At 53.0% G+C, this 21849-nt stretch carries 22 protein-coding genes; 14 read left to right on the top strand and 8 right to left on the bottom strand.

The genetic code is table 11. From position 1 onward, the window contains the following. Nucleotides 1-6 precede the first annotated feature (6 nt). On the bottom strand, nt 7-1122 hold the full coding sequence (gene apbC, locus HCX89_RS08935) for an iron-sulfur cluster carrier protein ApbC (RefSeq protein ID WP_167715745.1): 1116 nt from the start codon (nt 1120-1122) through the stop codon (nt 7-9). Nucleotides 1123-1281: 159 nt separating this feature from the next. Between apbC and metG the strand changes: the two genes are divergently transcribed. Continuing rightward, nucleotides 1282-3312, top strand: coding sequence for a methionine--tRNA ligase (metG, locus tag HCX89_RS08930; RefSeq protein ID WP_167715743.1), 2031 nt, complete (start codon nt 1282-1284; stop codon nt 3310-3312). Between the two features lie 68 nt (nt 3313-3380). On the opposite strand, the gene HCX89_RS08925 is transcribed toward metG, so the two are convergent. After that, the gene (locus HCX89_RS08925) at nt 3381-4133 is read right to left on the bottom strand and encodes a Nif3-like dinuclear metal center hexameric protein (protein WP_028781437.1); all 753 of its coding nucleotides are present in this window, start codon (nt 4131-4133) and stop codon (nt 3381-3383) included. Between the two features lie 237 nt (nt 4134-4370). Here HCX89_RS08925 and HCX89_RS08920 point away from each other — a divergent pair, with 237 nt between their 5' ends. After that, nucleotides 4371-4724, top strand: coding sequence for a hypothetical protein (locus HCX89_RS08920; protein ID WP_045283860.1), 354 nt, complete (start codon nt 4371-4373; stop codon nt 4722-4724). 76 nt (nt 4725-4800) lie between these two features. Here the strand turns inward: HCX89_RS08920 and HCX89_RS08915 are convergent, their stop codons facing one another. Beyond that, nucleotides 4801-5256 (bottom strand): glycine zipper 2TM domain-containing protein, encoded by a 456-nt coding sequence (locus tag HCX89_RS08915; RefSeq protein ID WP_231473632.1) that lies wholly within the window; start codon nt 5254-5256, stop codon nt 4801-4803. Nucleotides 5257-5333: 77 nt separating this feature from the next. On the opposite strand from HCX89_RS08915, the gene aat reads away from it, so the two are divergent. The 3 genes from aat to infA all read left to right on the top strand — a co-directional run bounded on the left by aat (nt 5334) and on the right by infA (nt 7043). Beyond that, the gene (gene aat, locus HCX89_RS08910; RefSeq protein WP_167715741.1) at nt 5334-6044 is read left to right on the top strand and encodes a leucyl/phenylalanyl-tRNA--protein transferase; all 711 of its coding nucleotides are present in this window, start codon (nt 5334-5336) and stop codon (nt 6042-6044) included. Further along, nucleotides 6034-6744: an arginyltransferase gene (locus HCX89_RS08905; RefSeq protein WP_025011175.1), complete on the top strand. Its 711-nt coding sequence runs from the start codon at nt 6034-6036 to the stop codon at nt 6742-6744. Before aat ends, HCX89_RS08905 begins: the two co-directional genes overlap by 11 nt. An 80-nt stretch (nt 6745-6824) precedes the next feature. Continuing rightward, nucleotides 6825-7043, top strand: a complete 219-nt coding sequence (infA, locus tag HCX89_RS08900) for a translation initiation factor IF-1 (protein ID WP_005500725.1) — start codon at nt 6825-6827, stop codon at nt 7041-7043. A 191-nt stretch (nt 7044-7234) separates the two neighbouring features. Here infA and clpA read toward each other — a convergent pair whose 3' ends face one another. Further along, nucleotides 7235-9493, bottom strand: a complete 2259-nt coding sequence (clpA, locus tag HCX89_RS08895) for an ATP-dependent Clp protease ATP-binding subunit ClpA (RefSeq protein ID WP_028781435.1) — start codon at nt 9491-9493, stop codon at nt 7235-7237. A 34-nt stretch (nt 9494-9527) separates the two neighbouring features. Next, entirely contained in the window at nt 9528-9836 is a 309-nt protein-coding gene (clpS, locus tag HCX89_RS08890; protein WP_025011177.1) for an ATP-dependent Clp protease adapter ClpS, read from the bottom strand. A 396-nt stretch (nt 9837-10232) separates the two neighbouring features. On the opposite strand from clpS, the gene cspD reads away from it, so the two are divergent. Continuing rightward, entirely contained in the window at nt 10233-10439 is a 207-nt protein-coding gene (gene cspD / locus HCX89_RS08885; RefSeq protein WP_025011178.1) for a cold shock domain-containing protein CspD, read from the top strand. Nucleotides 10440-10538: 99 nt separating this feature from the next. On the opposite strand, the gene HCX89_RS08880 is transcribed toward cspD, so the two are convergent. Then, the gene (locus tag HCX89_RS08880; RefSeq protein ID WP_144190658.1) at nt 10539-12764 is read right to left on the bottom strand and encodes an NADP-dependent isocitrate dehydrogenase; all 2226 of its coding nucleotides are present in this window, start codon (nt 12762-12764) and stop codon (nt 10539-10541) included. 324 nt (nt 12765-13088) lie between these two features. On the opposite strand from HCX89_RS08880, the gene HCX89_RS08875 reads away from it, so the two are divergent. From HCX89_RS08875 to HCX89_RS08850, 6 genes are all read left to right on the top strand, one after another. Then, nucleotides 13089-13919: a pseudouridine synthase gene (locus tag HCX89_RS08875; RefSeq protein WP_144190659.1), complete on the top strand. Its 831-nt coding sequence runs from the start codon at nt 13089-13091 to the stop codon at nt 13917-13919. After that, nucleotides 13912-14364, top strand: coding sequence for an NUDIX hydrolase (locus HCX89_RS08870; RefSeq protein ID WP_144190660.1), 453 nt, complete (start codon nt 13912-13914; stop codon nt 14362-14364). The genes HCX89_RS08875 and HCX89_RS08870 overlap by 8 nt, the downstream gene beginning before the upstream one ends. Before the next feature lie 167 nt (nt 14365-14531). After that, a complete protein-coding gene (gene mnmA / locus HCX89_RS08865; protein ID WP_028781431.1) occupies nt 14532-15647 on the top strand; it encodes a tRNA 2-thiouridine(34) synthase MnmA in 1116 nt (371 codons plus the stop codon). Nucleotides 15648-15650: 3 nt separating this feature from the next. Beyond that, the gene (gene hflD, locus HCX89_RS08860; protein ID WP_028781430.1) at nt 15651-16268 is read left to right on the top strand and encodes a high frequency lysogenization protein HflD; all 618 of its coding nucleotides are present in this window, start codon (nt 15651-15653) and stop codon (nt 16266-16268) included. 28 nt (nt 16269-16296) lie between these two features. Next, complete coding sequence (gene purB, locus HCX89_RS08855) at nt 16297-17667, top strand: adenylosuccinate lyase (RefSeq protein ID WP_025887690.1); 1371 nt, start codon at nt 16297-16299, stop codon at nt 17665-17667. Between the two features lie 123 nt (nt 17668-17790). Then, nucleotides 17791-18933, top strand: coding sequence for a cupin domain-containing protein (locus tag HCX89_RS08850; RefSeq protein WP_071237476.1), 1143 nt, complete (start codon nt 17791-17793; stop codon nt 18931-18933). 128 nt (nt 18934-19061) lie between these two features. On the opposite strand, the gene HCX89_RS08845 is transcribed toward HCX89_RS08850, so the two are convergent. After that, on the bottom strand, nt 19062-19496 hold the full coding sequence (locus tag HCX89_RS08845; RefSeq protein ID WP_044734627.1) for a DUF4826 family protein: 435 nt from the start codon (nt 19494-19496) through the stop codon (nt 19062-19064). A gap of 300 nt (nt 19497-19796) precedes the next feature. On the opposite strand from HCX89_RS08845, the gene HCX89_RS08840 reads away from it, so the two are divergent. Both HCX89_RS08840 and HCX89_RS08835 read left to right on the top strand, forming a co-directional pair. Continuing rightward, entirely contained in the window at nt 19797-20831 is a 1035-nt protein-coding gene (locus tag HCX89_RS08840) for a Glu/Leu/Phe/Val dehydrogenase dimerization domain-containing protein (RefSeq protein ID WP_044734628.1), read from the top strand. Nucleotides 20832-21004: 173 nt separating this feature from the next. Continuing rightward, nucleotides 21005-21343 carry a hypothetical protein gene (locus HCX89_RS08835; RefSeq protein ID WP_223828833.1) on the top strand — a complete coding sequence of 113 codons (339 nt, stop codon included), beginning with the start codon at nt 21005-21007 and terminating at the stop codon, nt 21341-21343. A 28-nt stretch (nt 21344-21371) separates the two neighbouring features. On the opposite strand, the gene HCX89_RS08830 is transcribed toward HCX89_RS08835, so the two are convergent. Beyond that, a complete protein-coding gene (locus HCX89_RS08830; protein ID WP_025011184.1) occupies nt 21372-21794 on the bottom strand; it encodes a MarR family winged helix-turn-helix transcriptional regulator in 423 nt (140 codons plus the stop codon). Nucleotides 21795-21849 lie beyond the last annotated feature (55 nt).

Raw genomic sequence — 21849 nt, 5'->3', positions numbered from 1 at the left:
AAAACCTTACTCATCATCTGCTATTGCGATTGAAATACTGCTGTGATTCTTTTGTTTTGCCAGTTGGGCACCCACACGGCGGGCGATATCCCGGTAAATGGCGGCGACTTCACCCTCAGGCGCGGCCACCACAGTCGGCTCACCGTTATCCATATCCTCACGGATATTGATATGCAGGGGTAAGGCGCCCAGCAAAGGCACCTGATAACGCTCGGCTATCTTGCTGCCGCCGTGAGTACCGAAAGGATGCTCTTTATGGCCACAGGCAGGACAGAGATGGAAGCTCATGTTCTCCACAATACCCACGACTGGGATGTTCACCTTCTGGAACATGGTGATGCCTTTCTTGGCATCGGCCAGGGCGATATCCTGAGGCGTAGTGACTATCACGGCGCCGCTGACCGGCACTTTTTGTGACAGGGTCAGTTGGATATCCCCCGTGCCAGGAGGCATGTCAATCATCAGGTAATCCAGCTCAGGCCACTGGGTTTCGTTGAGCAGTTGCGCCAAAGCGCCGGCGGCCATGGGGCCACGCCATACCGCGGCCTGATCATCGGTCAGCATGAAACCTATGCTCTGGGCGCTGATACCGTGAGCCGTGGCGGCTGTCATATGCACACCATCAGGGGAAACGGGTCTGAATGTCGGGATCCCCAGCATCAGAGGAATGGAAGGGCCATAGATATCGGCATCCAGAATACCCACCCGGGCGCCTTCGGCCGCCAGGGCCAAGGCCAGGTTAACCGCTGTGGTTGACTTGCCCACGCCGCCCTTGCCGGAAGCAACGGCAATCACCTGCTTCACATTGGGAATAGGCGTAATATTGCCTAGCGCCGAGTAACTGAAAGGCTCAAAGCCAATCTCACACTCCACCTCGTCGATGGCATCGAGCTTGGACAATTCATTGGTCAGCGCGATCACTGTGTCGCGATATTGGGTCTGACAAGGATATGGATACAAGATGGTCAGCAGCAGCCTTTTACCATCCAAATCCAACTTACGAATACAACCGGCATCGACTAAACCCTGGGCCAGGTATGGATCCTGAAACGCATTGAGAATGGCAAGAACCGGACCGAGCAGATCGTCACTGAGACGATAGTCCTGAGAAGCAGAAGACAAAACGCAATCCCCTTTTGATAAATTTGGCCAAGTGTATCAGATAATGCCGTAAATATTAGAGTAGAATTAACACTCTCATGTCAGGTTTTGATGAAAAAGCCGGATTAATCGGTTAGTATCTATGCCATTCTTTCAGGGCCTAGATTTAACAGAGAAAAGATGGCAACTACACAACGTAAAATCCTTGTTACCAGCGCGCTTCCATATGCCAACGGTCCCATTCACCTGGGCCACATGCTCGAGTACATACAGACAGATATCTGGTCCCGCTTCCAAAAACTTCGTGGCCATGAGTGTCATTATATCTGTGCCGATGATGCCCACGGTACACCTATCATGCTCAAGGCTCAGCAGATGGGGATCCAACCCGAAGAGATGATCGCCAAGGTCAATCAAGAGCATCAGCAGGATTTTGCCGAGTTCAATATTGCCTTTGACAATTATCACAGCACCCACAGCGAAGAGAACCGCCAGTTGGCCAGTGAGATCTACCTCAAACTGCGCGACAACGGTTATATCAAGAGCAAGACGATTTCCCAGCTGTTCGATCCGGAAAAGTCCATGTTCCTGCCGGACAGATTCGTCAAGGGCACCTGCCCCAAGTGTAAGTCTGAAGACCAATACGGCGACAACTGCGACGCCTGTGGCGCCACCTACAGCCCAACCGAGCTGATCAATCCGCGCTCGGCAGTCTCCGGTGCCACTCCGGTCATGAAAGAGACAGAGCACTTCTTCTTCGATCTGCCCGCCTTTGAAACCATGCTCAAAGAGTGGACCCATTCAGGTTCACTGCAGAGTGAAATGGCCAACAAGCTGGATGAATGGTTCGAGCAAGGCCTGCAGCAGTGGGATATCACCCGTGATGCGCCCTACTTTGGCTTTGAAATCCCCGATGCGCCGGGCAAATACTTCTATGTTTGGCTCGATGCGCCTGTGGGCTACATGGGTTCATTCAAGAACCTCTGCGACAAGCGCCCGGAGCTGAACTTTGACGAGTTCTGGAATGCCGACTCAAAGGCCGAGGTGTATCACTTCATCGGCAAAGACATTGTCTATTTCCACAGCCTATTCTGGCCAGCCATGCTCAAAGGCGCCGGCTACCGTCAGCCAAGCAGTGTCTATGCCCACGGTTATGTCACTGTCAACGGCGCCAAAATGTCCAAGTCCAAGGGCACCTTTATCAAGGCCCGTACTTACCTGGATCATCTGGATCCTGAATATCTGCGCTACTACTACGCCGCCAAGCTCTCCAGCCGCATTGACGATCTGGACTTGAACCTGGAAGACTTTGCCGCCAGAGTCAACTCAGATCTGGTCGGTAAGCTGGTTAACCTGGCGAGCCGCACCGCCGGCTTTATCGTCAAGCGTTTTGACGCCAAACTGGCTAAAGTAGAAGACAACAGCCTGGCCGAGTCCTTCCTGGCCAAGCAGGAGCTGATCGCCGAGCTTTATGAAGGCCGCGAATACGGCAAGGCGATGCGTGAAATCATGGCGCTGGCCGATATCGCCAACGCTTACGTTGCCGATGAAGCTCCTTGGCAGTTGGTGAAAAACGAAGAAACCCTGGCCCGCGCCCACCAGGTATGCTCAGTGGCGCTGAATTTGTTCCGTATTCTGGTGACTTATCTCAAGCCGGTACTGCCACGCCTGGCCGCCGATGTTGAGGCCTTCCTCAAGCTGGAGCTCAGCTGGAGCGGCTTGGCACTGGATATGGCCGGTCACCAAATCAACCCGTTCAAGCCTATGATGCAACGCATTGAGCTCGATAAGGTGAATGCCATGGTGGAAGCCTCCAAGGAAAGCCTCAAGGCAACCGAGGATACGCCCAAGGCAAGCGGCCCATTGGCGGATGACCCTATCAGCCCAACCATAGAGTTTGACGACTTTGCCAAGCTGGATCTGCGGATTGCACTTATCAAGAAGGCCGAGCATGTCCCTGAAGCCAACAAGCTGCTGAAGTTACAGCTGGATCTCGGCGGCGAAACCCGTCAGGTATTTGCCGGTATCAAGTCGGCTTATGCGCCGGAAGATCTCGAAGGCAAACTGACAGTAATGGTGGCCAACCTTGCTCCTCGCAAGATGCGCTTTGGCTTGTCTGAAGGTATGGTGCTGGCCGCAGGCCCGGGTGGCAAGGATCTCTGGGTTCTCGAGCCCCATGAAGGCGCTCAACCCGGAATGAGAGTCAAATAAGACTCTTGTAGCATCTATCCCATATCAAAAAGGCCGCAATCGCGGCCTTTTTCCTATTCCCTTGATAGTTATACCGGATTGGGAATATCAATGAACTCGTGCTCCAGCTCAAACTCCCGTGCCAGATGCTCCCCCAGCGCCTTGATGCCAAACCGCTCGGTGGCATGGTGACCGGCGCCGAAATAATGGATCCCCTGCTCGACCGCGCTGTGAAAGGTACGCTCTGAGGCTTCACCGCTGATAAAGGCATCAACCCCCAAGGCCGCTGCGGCATCGATATAATCCTGGGCGCCGCCCGTACACCAGGCCAGTTTTTGTATGCTTCTTTCACCGCCATCCAGATGCAGAGGCGCCTGCCCCAAACGCTGCTCAAGCAAGGCACTCAAGTCTTTGGCTGTCATGGGTGAGTCAAGCACTCCTTGCCAAAGCAAACCCTGGGCGACGGTTTCTACCGCCTCCGGCTCAATGACCCCAAGCACCCGACCCAATTCGGCGTTATTGCCAAGCATCGGATGGGCATCAAGCGGCAAGTGATAGCCGAACAGGTTAATGTCGTTAAGCAGCAAGCTCTTGATCCTGCGCTGTTTCATTCCGGTCAACACTTCGGGCTCATTCTTCCAGAAGAAACCATGGTGCACCAATAAGGCATCGGCTCCGGCTTCCACAGCCCGGTCAATCAATGCCTGACACGCGGTTACACCTGTGACTATTTTGCGAATTTCGGCCTTGCCCTCGACCTGCAGACCGTTGGGGGCATAATCACGAAACTTGTCCAGTTGTAAAAACTCGCCCAGATATTGTCTGAGTTCCTCTCTTTTCATAGGGTTCCCTGTCGATTCAGTTGCAGATATATGGCGCCATTCTAGCACAGCGAGCCCAAGGATTGAGGTCACAACATTTAAGCCTAATTGCCGGTTTCAGCGCCCAAAGCGGCCAAAAGCTGCGCCCTTGGGCACAAGTTTGCTGCTTTTTGGCCGGTAAATTGGACATTTCCGGCCTTTGACTTATAAAATTATCGCAAACCTTCAAGTAACTCTAAAAATAAACAGGTTATGATTATGGCAAAACTGACCAAAGAAGAAGTTATCAGCACACTGCAGCAAGCTCTCAGTGAACAACAGGGCAAAGCAGTGACCATTGAACAAAATGGCAGCTGGTACAAAATCGATGGCGGTAAATCACTTCGTTTCGCTGAACTGGAACAGATGTTGGCAGATAGCGCCAAACCGGCCAAGACTGAAGCCAAGCAGGAAAAACCCAAGGCGGCCAAGCCTGCAGCAAAGCCAGCCGCAAAGGCAAAACCCAAACAGGTTGCGCCTGCCAAAGCCGGTAGCCAAGGGGGCAAGACTCCCAAAGAGCTGTGGCGTGAAAAACTGGCAGCCGGTAATCACAAACTGCCTCGCGGTTTTTAATTGCTCCATCCAAAACAAAGGCGCCTCTCGGCGCCTTTGTTTTATCTATTATTGGCTCAAAGCTTACATAGTCAAATCACATAGCCAGGTCGACCCGGACGCTACCCTGCAGATAAACCACCCGCACTTCATCGCCTACCTTGAAGGTCATGCCGGGATCTTCATCCTGTATGATCATCACCTGGGTTTCATCTTCCTGACGTATCATCAACTCCACCAACTTGAGTTCACGATAGTAACTGCTGTCACCATATTGATGACCAATGCCGGCGCCGAGCAGAGCACCCAGTACAGTCGCCACATCCTGACCACTACCGCCACCGAACTGATGACCAATCACGCCACCGAGCAAGGCACCACCGAAGGTTTTCCAGCCGCGATTTCTGTCTTCCATCAGCTGTTTCTCGGTGATTTTTCGTACCGACTCCACCTGACCGTAGAGCACTTTTTCAACCGGCTGAGCCTGGTTTCTGTCATAACCGGCATAGAGGGTATGGGTTCCCGCTGCGAGGGACAATGAGAGCAGCAGCATTGCATTCAGTATCAGTTTCCACATAGCTGTTTTTCCGCTAACTTATAAGAAGGCCCTGAGCAGAATCATACGCAATTGTGAACCTACTGTCTTTCTTAAATCATGAGTTGGATCCTTTCCCGTCGCCTGAGCTGGCGTTGACGGATCCCAACGGCCTATTGGCCATTGGCGGCGACCTGCATCCCAGGCGGTTACTCAACGCCTATTACGAGGGCATTTTCCCCTGGTTCAATACCCATGACCCCATTCTCTGGTGGTCTCCGGATCCCCGCGCCGTCTTTGTTCCTGGCAGCATCAATATCTCTCGTAGTCTACGCAAGTATTTGAAAAAACAGGATTGGACTTTCAGCATCGACCGAGCCTTTGCCGATGTGATGGCCGGTTGCGCCATGCCGCGAAAAGATCAGCCCGGCACCTGGATAACCGGAGAGATACGTCTGGCCTACCAGGAGCTGCACCACCTGGGTCATGCCCACTCCTTCGAGGTCTGGGACAATGGTCGCCTGATAGGTGGCCTGTATGGCCTGGCCGTGGGTCAGGTGTTCTGTGGCGAGTCCATGTTCCACCGTAAAACCAACGCCTCCAAGGCGGCCTTTATCGCCCTGCACCAATATGCACTCAAGCAGGGTTTCAGGCTTATCGATGCCCAGGTGATGAATCCGCACCTTGAGAGCCTCGGAGCCAAAAGTTTAAAGCGTAAAGATTTTCTCGCACTCTTGAAGCAATTCAGGGACGGTAGTCTTGCCAGGGATTGCTGGCAAAGCGACGAGGTCAAACTTGAACTCTGATAACCATGCCATTGCCATAGGCCTCAGCCAACCCTTTGCCTGCAGCTACCTGAGCGGACAACAGGAGCAGTTATTGGTGATCCAGGAAGATGAGCTGGACTTGTCACTGTTTGAGCGCCTGTTGGCACTGGGGTTTCGCCGCAGTGGCAGCGCCATCTACAAGCCCCGTTGTCCCCACTGCAACGCTTGTCAGCCCATCCGAGTTCCCCTGGATGAATTTCGCCTGTCCAAAAGACAAAAACGCACCCTGGCCAAAAACCGTGACCTGCACTTTAGGATTGTGACCGAGGAAACCCCGGCTCACTATCCCCTCTATGAGCGTTATATCTGTGCCCGCCACAGTGACGGCCCCATGTATCCTCCGAGCGAAGAGCAGTACCGTCATTTTCTCGCCTGTGAGTGGCTCAGCCCGGTGTTTATCGAACTTTGGCATGGTCAGCGACTGGTTGCCGTGGCGGTGACAGATCTCCTGCCCCAGAGCCTGTCAGCCATCTACAGCTACTTTGACCCGGACTACAGCGACCGCTCCCTCGGGATCTTACTGGTACTGCTGCAATGCCGCCTGGGCAAATTGATGTCGAAATCGTTTCTCTATTTGGGATATCAAATAGATAACCACGACAAAATGGGTTACAAGCGACTCTACCGCCCCTATGAGATCCTCGGCGTTCAGGGCTGGCAGAAAAGCGACAATCACTGAGGCCTCCCCTTTACAGCCGCTGTAATTTGCGGCATGATACGGCGGTTTTTTACATTCGAGGCTAACGGGATAACTGATTAATGGCGAAAGAAGACAACATTGAGATGCAAGGGACTATCCTTGAAACCTTGCCAAATACAATGTTTCGGGTTGAACTGGAAAATGGTCACGTTGTGACTGCTCACATTTCCGGTAAAATGCGTAAAAACTACATCCGAATCCTGACCGGTGACAAGGTCACTGTGCAGCTGACTCCATACGACTTGAGCAAAGGCCGCATCGTCTTCCGCTCACGCTAAGATCCCAGTTATTTCTCAAAAGCCGGCTGTGCCGGTTTTTTTGCTGGTGAGCCCATGGGGGCGACCCACTGCGCAGCAGGCGCACCTGGCCTGCCGTTGTCTATCCAGGCATCAATGTGTCGGATAAGGGTCAGGATTCAGAATAAAAATGGCTGCCAGTGGCAGCCATTTTTTTGTTTCGACTTAGCTTCTCAGGAGATCTTCTCCGGCGCTTCCGTGTTGATTTCCAGTTCGCCATCTTTGACATCCACATGGGCGATGCCACCGGACTCAAGTTTACCAAACAGGATTTCATCGGCCAGCGGCCGTTTCAGCAGATCCTTGACCACTCTGGCCATAGGTCTGGCCCCCATGGTCTTGTCGTAACCCTTCTCGGCCAGCAAGGTTCTGGCTTCATCACTGACTTCCAGCGTCACCCCTTTCTGATCCAACTGTGCCTGCAGCTCGACCAGGAACTTGTCCACCACCTTGGCGATAATGGTCATATCCAGATGGTTGAACCAGATAATGGAGTCGAGTCGGTTGCGAAACTCGGGCGAGAACACCTTATTGATCTCCGACATCGCATCCTGGCTGTGATCCTGCTGTTTGAAGCCAATGGACTTACGCACAGTTTCCTGCACCCCGGCGTTGGTGGTCATCACCAGGGTCACGTTGCGGAAATCCGCCTTGCGCCCATTGTTATCGGTCAAAGTACCGTGATCCATTACCTGCAGCAGCAGGTTATAGATATCCGGATGCGCCTTTTCGATTTCATCGAGCAGCACCACACAGTGAGGCGTCTTGATCACGGCATCGGTCAGCAAACCACCCTGATCGTAGCCGACATAACCCGGAGGTGCGCCAATCAAACGCGACACAGTATGGCTTTCCATATATTCGGACATATCGAAGCGGATAAGCTTGAGCCCGAGGCAAGCCGCCAACTGATTGGTCACCTCTGTCTTACCCACCCCGGTTGGGCCGGCAAACAGGAAGCTCCCCACAGGTTTATTTTCATTGCCAAGACCACTGCGTGCCAGCCGAATCGCCGCGCTGAGACTCTCTATCGCCTTGTCCTGACCGAACACCACCATCTTCAGGTTGCGTTCCAGGTTTTTCAGCAAGTCCTTCTCGGAAGACGTCACTGTTTTTTCCGGGATCCTGGCCATCTTGGCGATGATGGTTTCAATCTCGCTCTGACCCACGGTTTTCTTGCGTTTGCTCTGAGGCATCATCGCCATCCGCGCCCCCGCTTCGTCGATCACATCGATGGCCTTGTCCGGCAGATGTCTGTCGTTGATATGCTTATCCGACAGGCTGGCAGCGCTGGCCAAGGCCGCCAGGGTATAACGCACCCCATGATGTTCTTCGTAACGGCTCTTGAGCCCCTGAAGTATCTTGGTGGTTTCGGCCACCGAAGGCTCGTGAATGTCCACCTTCTGGAAGCGCCGCGCCAGTGCCCTATCCTTCTCAAAAATACTTTGATATTCCTGAAAAGTAGTGGAGCCCATACAGCGCAGATTACCGCTGGAGAGCAAGGGCTTGAGCAGGTTGGATGCATCCATCACCCCACCGGATGCCGCGCCGGCACCGATAATGGTGTGGATTTCATCGATGAACAGAATCGCATTCTGATCCGCTGTTAACTCCTTGAGCAGGCTCTTGAAGCGTTTCTCGAAGTCGCCGCGATACTTGGTGCCGGCCAACAGCGCACCGAGATCCAGAGAGTAGACGGTCGCTTCGCTTATCACCTCAGGCACAGACTCATTGACTATCCGATAGGCCAAACCTTCGGCGATGGCGGTCTTTCCGACGCCGGCCTCGCCCACCAGCAGCGGGTTATTCTTGCGGCGACGGCAAAGAATTTGAATCGAGCGTTCAATTTCGTTATCGCGGCCGATAAGCGGATCTATCTTGCCCTGCTTGGCCATCTCATTGAGATTACTGGCAAACTGAGCCAGCATGCTGCGCTCTTCTGTGGCTTCGGATTGATCTTCCAGGCTTTCCTGCGACCCCGGAGCATCGGCCTCATCGTTCTTGGCAAAGCCGTGAGAAATATAATTCACCACATCTAGGCGGGTAATATCGTAACGACGCAGCAGATAAACCGCCTGGGACTCCTGCTCACTGAAAATGGCTACCAGCACGTTGGCGCCGGTCACCTCATTGCGGCCTGAAGACTGCACATGAAACACTGCCCGTTGCAGCACCCGCTGGAAACCCAGTGTCGGCTGAGTCTCACGTTCATCATCGGGATCGCTGATAATGGGTGTGGTCTGGGTAATAAAGTTGGCGACCTCCTCCTTGAGTCGGTCGATATTGGCGCCACAGGCGAGCAAGGCATCCCTTGCGGCGGGGTTATCGGTCAGCGCCAGCAGTAGGTGCTCAACCGTCATATATTCGTGACGGGCATCTCTGGCTTGTTGGAATGCCAGGTTCAAGGTCACTTCAAGATCTTTGTTCAGCATACGCACCCCCTAAAAAACTACAGAGACAGGCTGGTTAAGCTTCCTCTAACGAACACAGTAACGGATGTTGGTTTTGTCTTGCAAACTGATTCACCTGAACCACTTTGGTTTCGGCTATCCCGAACGGGTAAACGCCGCAAACCGCTTTTCCCTGATGATGTATGGTCAACATAATGTCTGTGGCTTCCTGTTCATTCTTGCGAAAGAACAGCTGCAGTACCTCCACAACAAAGTCCATTGGGGTATAGTCATCGTTGTTCAGAATCACTTTATACATTGGAGGTGGTTGCAGTTCCTGCTCAACCCCTTCCTCCACACGTTCTATCTGTCCAGTCTTACCCATGATTCAATATTAGCCTCTCAACTTGGCTTCTACCAACACTATGCCCGGCCATGTCTCAAAGTACCGCTTGGCGGGCCCAGGGCGGTATTGCCCTTTGTCACACTATACTCTGGCGCGGCGGCGCTTGTCTAAGGCGTTTCTAACTCATGCTTATTTTTCAATCGGTTAAAACGTATACGCCGAAAATAAGCCTAAGATGCTCCAGGTAGGCATTACCGATAAAGTGCCACCATGGCAAAACCGTATACGCACAGCAACAAATGCAATGTTGTTTTTTTGTTAACTTAGGCTTGACATCCAGCAACACTGCTTACATTCTGTTATCTGAGCGCCTGCTAAAGCGCTCAAAAGTTTTACTATCTTACTGGGAAGCAGACAATAGAAGGAAGTGGAAGTATGGCAAGCGGAACTGTTAAATGGTTCAACAACGCCAAAGGATTCGGGTTTATCTGCCCTGATGAAGGTGGTGAGGATGTTTTTGCGCACTATTCAACCATTGAAATGGAAGGCTACAGAACTCTAAAAGCAGGCCAACCTGTTGAATTTCAAGTTGAGAAGGGCCCAAAAGGTATGCATGCCTCGGCTATCTCTCCAGTTAAATAACCGGGTGAACAGAGATGAAAAAAGGCGGGGTTATCCCCGCCTTTTTAATGCCTGTTTAGCAATTGAATGAGGGAGAACTCCCTCATTCAGCTTTCAGTATCAAGCGCTCAGAAGACGATTCAGGCTGGCACTCGGGCGCATAGCCTGCTCGGCTTTAACAGGATCCAGCTTGTAGTAGCCACCCAGTTCAACGGCACCACCCTGGGCACCATTGAGTTCCGCCACTATCTGCTCTTCTGCAGCCACCAGGCCTTCGGCCAGAGGTGCAAAATAAGCTTTCAGCTCGGCATCCTTGTCCTGCTTGGCCAGCGCGCTGGCCCAGTACTGTGCCAGGAAGTAATGACTGCCGCGGTTATCCAGCTGCCCCACCTTACGGGATGGTGATTTGTTGTTATCCAGGAACTGCCCTATCGCCTGATCCAGGCAATCAGCCATCACCTGTGCCTTGGCATTGGCTGTCGTCTGGCTTAGGTGCTCGAGTGAGGCTCCCAACGCCAGGAACTCACCCAGAGAATCCCAACGCAGGTGGTTTTCCTCTTCAAACTGCTGTACATGCTTGGGCGCGCTGCCACCGGCACCCGTTTCGAACAGACCGCCACCGTTCATCAGCGGGACGATTGACAGCATCTTGGCACTGGTACCCAACTCAAGGATAGGGAACAAGTCGGTAAGGTAGTCACGCAGCACGTTGCCTGTTACCGAAATCGTGTCCTTACCGGCTTTAATACGCTCAAGGGAGAAACGGGCCGCCTTTTCAGGTGACATGATGTGCAGCTCAAGCCCATCGGTATCGTGCTCAGGCAGGTAGGCCTTCACTTTGGCAATCACTTGGGCATCGTGGGCACGGTTTTCATCCAGCCAGAATACCGCCGGGGTGTTGGTCAGTCTTGCACGGCGTACGGCCAGCTTGACCCAGTCACGGATAGGAGCGTCTTTTACCTGGCACATGCGCCAGATATCACCGGCTTCAACGGCATGGGACATAAGCAGATTGCCGTCCTTGTCCAGTACTTTGACCGTACCGGCCGCAGGGATTTCAAAGGTCTTGTCATGGCTGCCGTACTCTTCGGCCTTCTGCGCCATCAGACCCACGTTTGGCACACTGCCCATGGTCGCAGGATCGAAGGCGCCATGCTCTTTACAGAAACTAATGGTTTCCTGGTAAACACCGGCATAGCAACGATCCGGGATCAGCGCCTTGGTATCTTTCAGCTGGCCATCCGGGCCCCACATCTGGCCGCTGGAGCGGATAGCGGCAGGCATGGAAGCATCGATAATCACATCGCTTGGCACGTGAAGGTTGGTGATGCCCTTGTCTGAGTTCACCATCGCCAGCTCAGGGCGGCTCTGGTAGACGGCGGCGATATCGGCTTCAATGGCCGCTTTCTGTTCGGCCGGCAACTTGGCTATCTTGGCATAGACATCACCCAGACCATTGTTGACGTCCACACCCAGCTCACGCAAAGTTTCACCGTGTTTGGCGAATACATCTTTGTAGAAAACCTTCACCGCATGGCCGAACATAATAGGATCGGACACTTTCATCATGGTGGCTTTCAGGTGCAATGACAGCAGTACATCTTCCTTGCGGGCCGCTTCAATTTCGCGCTCGAAGAAGGCGGTCAGTTCACGCTTGCTCATAACGGCCGCATCTATGATTTCACCGGCCAGCAACTTAAGCCCTTGCTTGAGCACCAGTTGGCCGCCATCATTTTGTTCCAGCACTATGCTGACAGTATCGGCCTCTTTGAGGGTAACGGACTGCTCGCTGCCGTAGAAATCCCCTTGTTGCATGTGAGCCACATGAGATTTGGAGTCCTTGCTCCAGGCCCCCATTGAATGCGGGTGCTTACGGGCATAGTTCTTGACCGAAGTCGGGGCGCGGCGATCTGAGTTCCCTTCACGCAGCACAGGGTTTACCGCACTGCCTTTGATCTTGTCATAACGGGCCTTGATTTCCCGCTCTTCATCGCTTTTGGCTTCGGCCGGATAATCAGGCAGATCATAGCCCTTGGCCTGCAGCTCTTTGATACAAGCCTGCAGCTGAGGAATGGACGCACTGATATTGGGCAGTTTGATAATATTGGCTTCGGGCTGGGTTGCCAGCTCACCAAGCTCAGCCAGGTGATCGCCGATACGCTGCGCTTCGGTCAGACGCTCGGGGAAGGCGGCAATCACACGGCCGGAGAGAGAAATATCACGGGTTTCGACATTGATGCCGGCTGCCTGAGTAAAGGTTTTGATGATAGGCAGTAGAGATAAGGTCGCCAGAGCCGGCGCTTCATCTGTCTGCGTATAGATGATAGTGGGGGTTTTATCAGTCATTTTCAGTCCTACGCTTTTTATAAAAATGAGTTGTTATAAGTGTTGTTATTCTTTAATTTCCTTGCCTCTTTCGCCCTGGATACCGCTACCGTCGGTAATCTATGTCTATCGTGTTATGGGCGTAAAAATTGGTTGTAGATCACAATTTGGCGAACATCATAGAGCATTCCAGCCAAGATTCAAATTCCACTATAGGCGAGTGGCAGGTACACTCTGCCAAAAGTCACAAACCCGTGTCGCCGCCAAACCGGACATAGGTGTTACACTCAGGCATATCACTCCCAAATGGTCAGAGCACGCGGCTCAAGCAGCCAGGATATCTCAATGAATTCGCCTACCTCCCAACCAAGACGTAAACCCAAACGCCAGCCCAGTCACCCCAAGGGCCCTGACGGTAAAGAGTTTGGCCGAGAGAAGAGTCAGCGCTCCACCAAACCAAGCCCCAACAGCAAGAGTTCCAGTAGCAAGAGTCCTAATAACAAAAGCCCCAATAACAAGAGACAGGGCCTGAATAAAAAGCGCCCTGGTCCTCAAAAACCCCGGCCAAAAGTACCACCACTCTCGGTTGCAGAAACCCAGGTGGTGCTGCTCAACAAACCCTTCGATGTGTTATGCCAGTTTACCGATGAAGGCGGACGACGCACGCTCAAAGATCTACTGCCCATCGCCGGTATCTATGCCGCCGGCCGCCTGGACAGAGACAGCGAGGGTCTGTTACTGCTCACCAATAACGGTCAGTTGCAGGCCAAGCTGACCCAACCCAACAAGCACACCTTCAAGACCTACTGGGTACAGGTGGAAGGCGATGTCGATGACACCGCGATTCAAGCCTTACGTGAGGGAATTGAGTTGAAAGATGGCCCCACCCTGCCTGCAAAAGTCCGGCTACTGCAACAACCCGAATCTTTGTGGCCACGTAATCCGCCCATTCGTGAGCGGCGCAATATCCCCACCACTTGGCTGGAGATCTGTATCCGCGAAGGGCGCAATCGTCAGGTACGAAGGATGACAGCCCATGTCGGGTTTCCCACTTTAAGATTGATACGTTATGCCATAGGCGATCTCAGCCTGGATACCGAGCAAGGGCAATGCCTGCAACCCGGTGAATATCGTACTCTTTCTGAGGCGGCGATTAAGGAGCTTCTCCATGACTGAACGTTATCGCCCCAATGTAACAGTGGCCTGCATTATTGAGGCAGAGAAGCGTTTTCTGCTGGTCGAGGAATTGATAGACGGCCAACAGAAATTCAACCAACCGGCCGGTCACCTGGAAGCAAATGAAAGCCTTATCGACGCCTGTCGCCGCGAGGTGCTCGAAGAAACCGGCCTGACTGTCACCCCTGAAGCCCTGGTGCGGATAGATCAGTTCAGTGCTTCCAAGGAGCTGGCCTTTTTACGTTTCACCTTCTGTGCTCGCCTGGCCAAGTGCCAGAGTGCCAAGCCGTTGGACGTCGCCATCAAGGCCGCCCATTGGTTGAGCATGGATGAAATCACGGCCTTGGGATCCAAGCTTCGCAGCCCCTTGGTCAGCGCCACACTGGAGAGCTATTTGCAGGGACAACGGCTGCCGTTATCTTTGCTCAATAGCGCGCTGTTGTGATTAGCTCTGGGCACCAAGGCGTGATAGAATACGCCCCCGCAGAAACTGAGCGCCTTATGGCTGTTTGTCCACCCCCGCGTCGCGCCAATAACGGCCTGCCACAACCGGGCACAAGCAGCAGTTCTCTTTTCGGGCGTTCATGAATGAATTCAACGGTTTTAGGATCTATGACAGCTAACACTCCCAATGCATCAGGAAAAAAAGTCATTGTCGGCATGTCCGGCGGTGTCGACTCATCTGTTTCAGCCTATCTGCTGCTCCAGCAGGGCTATCAGGTAGAAGGCCTGTTCATGAAGAACTGGGAAGAAGATGACACCGACGAATATTGCTCTGCCGCCGAAGATTTAAAAGATGCCCAGGCTGTCTGTGACAAGCTGGGGATCAAGTTGCACACGGTCAACTTTGCCGCCGAATACTGGGACAATGTGTTCGAGTATTTTCTGGCCGAGTACAAGGCGGGACGCACGCCTAACCCGGACATCATGTGCAACAAGGAGATCAAGTTCAAAGCCTTCCTTGAGTTTGCCGATGACATTCTCGATGCCGACTATATCGCCATGGGCCACTATGTGCGCCGCCGTGATACCGACGGTAAAACCCAGCTGCTTCGCGGCATAGATGGCAACAAAGATCAGAGCTACTTCCTCTACACCTTGAGTCACCAACAGGTGGCTCGCAGCCTGTTCCCTGTGGGTGAACTGGAAAAACCCGAAGTTCGCCGCATCGCCGAAGAGCAAGGGCTGGTCACCTTCAACAAGAAAGACAGCACCGGCATCTGTTTTATCGGTGAACGCAAATTTACTGAATTCCTTGGCACTTATCTGCCCGCGCAACCGGGCAAAATCGAGAGTGTCGACGGTGAAGTGATAGGCGAGCATCAAGGGCTGATGTACCACACTCTGGGCCAGCGCAAAGGCCTTGGGATTGGCGGCATGAAAAACAGCAACGACAATCCTTGGTATGTGGTCGACAAAGATCTGAAACGTAATGTATTGGTTGTCGCCCAAGGCGGCCAACACCCAAGACTCATGTCGGTTGGCCTCACGGCCAGGCAGCTGCACTGGGTAGACAGACAAGGCCCGGCCGATGGCGCCAAGATCACGGTCAAGACCCGTTATCGCCAGCAGGATATCCCCTGCACTGTTTATGTCCAGGGTGACGATGAACTGAGAGTGATCTTCGACGAACCTGTGGCGGCAGTCACGCCAGGGCAGTCGGCAGTATTCTACGACGGTGAAGTCTGCCTGGGTGGCGGCATCATAGAAACCCTGATTAGGGAGTAATCATTGAGCGAGCAATTGCATGACCGCACTATGGCATTTGCCGGCATATTGCAGGCTATCGCCCAGGTGCAATACATAGCCCGCCACGGGGAAAGCGATCCGCAGCAGTTGGCTGCGGCACTCGATGGCATTATGGTGACAGATCCCGAGAATATCGATGAGATCTATCCCGACAAAGTCGTGCTGGCTAACGGCTACAAGTGGATTATCAACCAACTGGGTGACAGCGCCCAGAAAGATGTGGAAATCACCCGCTATCTGGTTGGCATTCTGGCGCTGGAGCGCAAGCTGAGCCGCAACCAGGCGGCTCTGGGGATGCTGTCTGAGCGCATCAATCAGGTGCATCGCCAATTGAGCCACTTTGCCATAACCGACGAGCAGGTTATCGCCAACCTGGCCAGCATCTACAGCGATATCATCAGTAATTTGGGGCCCAAGATCCAGATTTCGGGCAACCCCAACATACTGCAGCGGCCACTGGTCCAACATAAAATACGCGCCTTGTTGCTGGCAGCAATGCGCAGTGCCGTACTCTGGCGTCAACTCGGCGGCAAACGCAGACATCTGGTGTTTGCCCGCAAGGCGATCGTCGATACAGCTAAAAAAAGCCTCACCCTATAATAAAGCCAAGTTCATCAAGGAGCTTATAATGGATCTTTCCGCACTGACTGCTATCTCACCGGTAGACGGGCGTTATGGTAGTAAAACCGCCGAACTTCGGGGGATATTCAGCGAGTACGGTCTTACCAAGTATCGTGTTCAGGTCGAAATCAACTGGCTGAAACTGCTTTCCAGCTGCCCTGAAATCGAAGAAGTCCCCCCCTTCAGTGAAGAAGCTCTGGCATTGCTGGACAATATTCGCGATAACTTCAGCGAAGCCGATGCCCTGAGAGTCAAAACCATCGAAGCCACCACCAACCATGACGTTAAGGCGGTGGAATACTTCATCAAGGAAAAAATCGCCGACAATGCCGAGCTGGCCGCCATAGGCGAGTTCGTGCACTTTGCCTGCACCAGTGAGGACATCAACAACCTGTCCCACGGCCTGATGCTGACCGAAGCCCGTGAACAGGTACTGCTGCCATACTGCCAGAAGCTGGTCGATGCCGTTAAAGAGCTGGCCAGACGTTACAAGACTGTGCCTCTGATGTCCCGTACTCATGGCCAACCCGCCTCGCCTTCGACTCTGGGTAAAGAGATGGCCAACGTTGCCGTACGTCTCGAACGCCAACTCAAACAAATTGAAGCGGTTGAGATCATGGGTAAGATCAACGGCGCCGTGGGTAACTACAACGCTCACCTGTCGGCCTACCCAGAAGTTAACTGGCATGAGCTGTCACAGCGCTTTGTCACCAGCCTGGGGCTGAACTGGAACCCCTACACCACTCAGATTGAACCGCACGACTATATTGCCGAGCTGTTCGATGCCGTGGCCCGTTTCAATACCGTGCTGATTGATTTTGACCGTGATATCTGGGGTTATATCGCCCTGGGTCACTTCAAGCAGAAGACTGTGGCCGGTGAAATCGGCTCATCCACCATGCCGCACAAGGTTAACCCTATCGACTTTGAAAACTCGGAAGGTAACCTGGGCATAGCCAACGCCCTGATGCAGCATCTGGCCAGTAAACTGCCGGTTTCCCGCTGGCAGCGCGATCTGACCGACTCCACAGTACTGCGTAACCTGGGTGTGGGTATCGCCCACTCGCTGATCGCCTACCAGGCCACACTCAAGGGTGTCAGTAAGCTGGAAGTCAACGAGGCGCACCTACGCGATGAACTGGATCACAACTGGGAAGTGCTGGCCGAGCCGGTACAGACAGTCATGCGCCGCTATGGCATCGAAAAGCCTTACGAGAAGCTCAAGGAGCTGACCCGTGGCAAGCGTATCGATGGTCAGCAGCTGGCAGCCTTTATCGACGGTCTGGAGCTGCCTGAGAACGTGAAACACGAACTCAAGCAACTGACGCCGGCCAACTACATAGGCCGCGCCGAAGCCTTTGTCGATGATTTGAACTGATAGCCTCTTGGCTGTCACGGGCGGTACTGGTTTCCAGTACCGCCTTTTTTCTCCCCGGGGTTTATGCCGTTGCAAGCGGGATAACTGACTGGCCATTGAAACAGTTTATGGATTGGATAACAGATGACGAACACTTACCAGCTGACTCTGGACAGCAATGCCTTTGTTAAAGAGGTGTGGCAGCAACAACCCAAGGTGATCAGACAAGCCTTCAAGGACTTTGTCGATCCTATCGCCGCCGATGAGCTGGCGGGCCTCGCCTGTGAAGAGGAGATTTCCTCACGGGTGGTAATCACCAGGGGGCAGGACTGGGAAGTGATCTCAGGCCCATTTGAAGACTATGACAAGTTCGGTGAAGAAAACTGGCAACTGCTGGTACAGGCCGTCAACCACTGGTATCCGGACTCACAGGGTCTGGTGGAAGCCTTCCGTTTCCTGCCGGACTGGCGCTTTGATGACCTAATGGTGTCCTTTGCCACGCCGGGTGGCGGTGTCGGCCCCCATATCGACAACTATGATGTCTTTATCATTCAAGGCGAAGGGCGCAGGCGCTGGACAGTGGGTGCCAAGGGTCAATACGCCAAGCGTGGCAACAATCCCAATACCCCTTTGATTGAAGACTTTGAGCCCATCATAGATACAGTGCTGGAGCCCGGCGACATGCTGTATATTCCGCCCGGTTTCCCCCACAGGGGCGAAACCCTGACCCTGGCACTGTCCTACTCAATAGGCTTCCGGGCACCGAGTCAGCAAGAACTTATCAGCGAAATGGCCGACTTTATGCTTGATCAGGATCTCGGCCACAAACGCTTCACTTCGAGTGAAGAAGCCGGGCAACCTGCGCTGATCGCCAAGAGCCAGCAACAGGGGATGATGGCGCTGCTGAAAGAGCTGACTGAAAACCCTGACTATTATCAGGGCGTGCTTGGCAAGTTGCTGAGTCAGAACCGCTTTGAACTGGATATTTGCCAGGGTGAGCCTATGAGTACCGAGGAACTCATTGAAGCCGCGGCCGAAGGCGCTGTATTCAAGCGCATAGGTGGGCTTAAAATTCTCATGCTGGAAGACGATCCCAACTGCCGACTGTTCATCAATGGTGAAGCTTTTGAATTGCCGCAAGGCAGTGAAAAGCAGGCGCAGCTTATTGCCAATCACACCAGCATCAGCGGCGAAGATCTTGAGTCACTGCTTCAGGATGATGCCGTGGCATTGCTGCTGTGCGAACTTTTGGAAAAGGGTTATTGCTATCTCAGTGACGAGGAATGAGCCGACTACCCTACTGCTAAAGCCGAGGTTTGAGAACCCTTATTCAGACTCTCACTTGGCTTGGCCAGACACAGCTCAGACACTAAAAAAGCAGCCTACGGCTGCTTTTTTTGTTTGCTCTAGGGTTATCAGCCCCAGAGTTTATCGTCTTCCTGGATCTTGTATAGGCTCTCGGCTCTGGAAACCAGCAACTGGGCGAACTTGGCCTGGGTAGGGTCTTTGGTCGCCCCAGATTGCACCAGGTTCTCGGCCTTGAGCTGCCAGGTCAGCGAAAAGTGACGCAAGGCTTCGCGAGCAGTGGCTGCTACGCTGACATCAACATAGTCGGAAGGCAAGTCACCGGACATCACCCAATAGGTCTTGTGGCTGGGCTGTTTGGATTCGATTTTCCACATGGCTACATAAGGCGCCAGATAACGGCTTTCCGCCGGTACCACTTTGCTGGGGATCACCCCTTTCTCTGCAAGAAATTTATTGGCTTTCTGGAACTGTTCACGCACCCAAGCCTGGCGCAAGGCTTCCTGCTGTTCGGCGTTGGGCGGTGTACTTGTCTGTTCAGTCATAAACTTTCCTTTCTTCTTGTTTGTTTTTATTGTGTTTTTATATTCTGTATCTGTTCAACTAAGCCTCTGGCCGGCTTTTTCAGTACCACCCCATAATGAGACGACTATGGGTGGCTGACTTCAGTTTTCAACCAGCTTTACGTTAACGTAAGGTGGAAAGCAAAATTGCCAGATAGATCACAAATATTCTGCTCATCAGCTTTGTTGAGAGTATCGCTAAATGCTATGGTTCTGCAATAAATATAACAAGCGGTCGGCGGCCGCTAAGCGCCGCCCCAATAAGCACAGCGGAGAACAGACGTGGCTGTATTTAATCATGTATCATTCGACGAACATGAACAGGTAGTATTCTGTCATGACAAGGAAAGTGGCCTGCGCGCCATCATCGCCATCCACAACACCAACTTGGGCCCTGCCGTAGGCGGTTGCCGTATGTGGAACTATCAATCAGATGATGAAGCTCTCACTGACGTGTTGCGCCTCTCCCGCGGTATGACTTACAAGAACGCGCTGGCCGGTCTGGCCATGGGTGGCGGTAAGTCGGTGATCATAGCCGATCCCAAGACAGAGAATCGTGAGCAGCTGTTCCGCGCCTTTGGCCGTTTTGTTCACAGCCTGGGCGGCCGCTACTACTCGGCCGAAGATGTGGGTACCACCCCTGCCGACATCATGATTGCCCATGATGAAACCCCTTATGTGCTTGGCCTGGAAGGAATGAGCGGCGATCCCTCTCCTTTTACCGCCATGGGAACTTACCTAGGTATCAAGGCTGCCGTTAAACACAAGCTGGACAAAGATAGCCTCAAAGGCCTCAAGATAGCCGTTCAGGGTGTAGGCCATGTGGGCTATTATCTGTGCAAGCACCTGCATGAAGAAGGCGCCGAGCTGTTTGTAACCGATATTCATCAAGCATCACTGGACAAGGTCGCCACCGACTTTGGCGCCGTGGTGGTTGCCCCTCAGGACATCTATGCTCTGGACGTCGATGTCTATGCCCCTTGCGCCCTGGGTGCCACACTTAACGACACCACACTGCCACAGCTGAAAGCGAGCATAGTCGCAGGCTGCGCCAACAACCAGTTGGCCGAGCCACGCCATGGTGAGCAGCTCAAGCAGATGGGCATCCTCTATGCCCCAGACTATGTGATCAACGCCGGTGGTATCATCAACGTGTCTTTCGAAAAAGACTATGATGCCACCAAGTCTACCGCCAAGGTTGAAGAGATCTACAACACCCTGTTGTCCATCTTCAAGCAGGCCGATGAGCAAAACCGCACCACGGCTGAAGTAGCAGATGAGATGGCCCGCGCCATCATCAATGGTACCCAAGCCTAAGCTCGCTCATATTCCATAAAGGGGCCTTCGGGCCCTTTTTTATTACTGAAAAAATTTTCCTCCTGCCGGCAAATAGATAAGCACCAGAAACAGAAAATTCATTTTTACGGACTGGCAAGCGTCATCTGCCTCTGCTTGACTTAGCATTCGTCATCTCGAAGGTCAGGGAGTCAATGATGCTCAGATTCGGCTATGAAGTGGAACAGCAAAAGGTTGAATTACAGGCCAGCAACTGGAATGGATTTGAGCGTTTGTTTGTCGACGGTAAAGTGGTATCCAGCAAATTCAACCTGGGGCTGCACAGCGAGCACAGCTTCAAGTTGCGTAACGGTGTACGTTGCCGAATGCAACTCCTGGTTGACCCCACCACAGAGCTGACTATCTGTCGCATCTACAAGTGTAACCGCCTGCTGGCGAGCCTCAAACAGGGGAAACAGCAGTCAAGCAGCTCACATCTGCAACACTGGTTGCTACTGGGGGGATTGGTGTGCGTGCTATTGGTTTATCTTTGATTTACCGAGCACACATTCAACCATAGGGTTAACGCTTGTCAGTATGATTTATCTTGTTGAGCAGCATGAGCAGCTGCCCTCTTTCCGGCTCATCCAAGGCTGCCATAAACTTCTCGTTGACCCGCTCGGCCTCGCGAATTAAGTCCTGCTCCATCGCCTTGGCCTGATCGGTCAGAAAAATTTGAAACGCACGCCGGTTGTCTTCTTCCTGATGGCGATAGATTAAGCCTTGTACCTGCAGTTGATCCAGCAGGCGTGTCATGGTGTAGTTGGCCACATCACAGCGACGTGACAACTCGGTTTGGCTGATCCCTTCCTCTTGCCAGAGCGCAAACAACACAGGCCAGAGTTTAATATCCAGCTGATAACGCTTCAGGCGGCTATCCAGTTCATGTTGCAGTTCCACGTTCAGATGGGATACCAGATAACCGAGACTCTCTTTGCGGTTCAAGCAACACCTCCTGTACTTCAGGGCTTGTCTGTTCGCTATCGGCAGGGCTTCGCCC

Source organism: Shewanella sp. Iso12, assembly GCF_012030025.1.
In the GTDB taxonomy this organism is placed as follows: domain Bacteria; phylum Pseudomonadota; class Gammaproteobacteria; order Enterobacterales; family Shewanellaceae; genus Shewanella; species Shewanella algae.
This window is presented reverse-complemented; position numbering and strand designations above follow the sequence as displayed.

Coding starts and splice junctions, on each gene's coding strand:
- metG (WP_167715743.1), top strand. CDS start 1,282: ATGGCAACTACACAACGTAAAATCCTTGTTACCAGCGCGCTTCCATAT.
- HCX89_RS08925 (WP_028781437.1), bottom strand. CDS start 4,133: ATGAAAAGAGAGGAACTCAGACAATATCTGGGCGAGTTTTTACAACTG.
- HCX89_RS08920 (WP_045283860.1), top strand. CDS start 4,371: ATGGCAAAACTGACCAAAGAAGAAGTTATCAGCACACTGCAGCAAGCT.
- HCX89_RS08915 (WP_231473632.1), bottom strand. CDS start 5,256: ATGCTGCTGCTCTCATTGTCCCTCGCAGCGGGAACCCATACCCTCTAT.
- infA (WP_005500725.1), top strand. CDS start 6,825: ATGGCGAAAGAAGACAACATTGAGATGCAAGGGACTATCCTTGAAACC.
- clpA (WP_028781435.1), bottom strand. CDS start 9,493: ATGCTGAACAAAGATCTTGAAGTGACCTTGAACCTGGCATTCCAACAA.
- clpS (WP_025011177.1), bottom strand. CDS start 9,836: ATGGGTAAGACTGGACAGATAGAACGTGTGGAGGAAGGGGTTGAGCAG.
- cspD (WP_025011178.1), top strand. CDS start 10,233: ATGGCAAGCGGAACTGTTAAATGGTTCAACAACGCCAAAGGATTCGGG.
- HCX89_RS08880 (WP_144190658.1), bottom strand. CDS start 12,764: ATGACTGATAAAACCCCCACTATCATCTATACGCAGACAGATGAAGCG.
- HCX89_RS08875 (WP_144190659.1), top strand. CDS start 13,089: ATGAATTCGCCTACCTCCCAACCAAGACGTAAACCCAAACGCCAGCCC.
- HCX89_RS08870 (WP_144190660.1), top strand. CDS start 13,912: ATGACTGAACGTTATCGCCCCAATGTAACAGTGGCCTGCATTATTGAG.
- mnmA (WP_028781431.1), top strand. CDS start 14,532: ATGACAGCTAACACTCCCAATGCATCAGGAAAAAAAGTCATTGTCGGC.
- purB (WP_025887690.1), top strand. CDS start 16,297: ATGGATCTTTCCGCACTGACTGCTATCTCACCGGTAGACGGGCGTTAT.
- HCX89_RS08850 (WP_071237476.1), top strand. CDS start 17,791: ATGACGAACACTTACCAGCTGACTCTGGACAGCAATGCCTTTGTTAAA.
- HCX89_RS08845 (WP_044734627.1), bottom strand. CDS start 19,496: ATGACTGAACAGACAAGTACACCGCCCAACGCCGAACAGCAGGAAGCC.
- HCX89_RS08835 (WP_223828833.1), top strand. CDS start 21,005: ATGATGCTCAGATTCGGCTATGAAGTGGAACAGCAAAAGGTTGAATTA.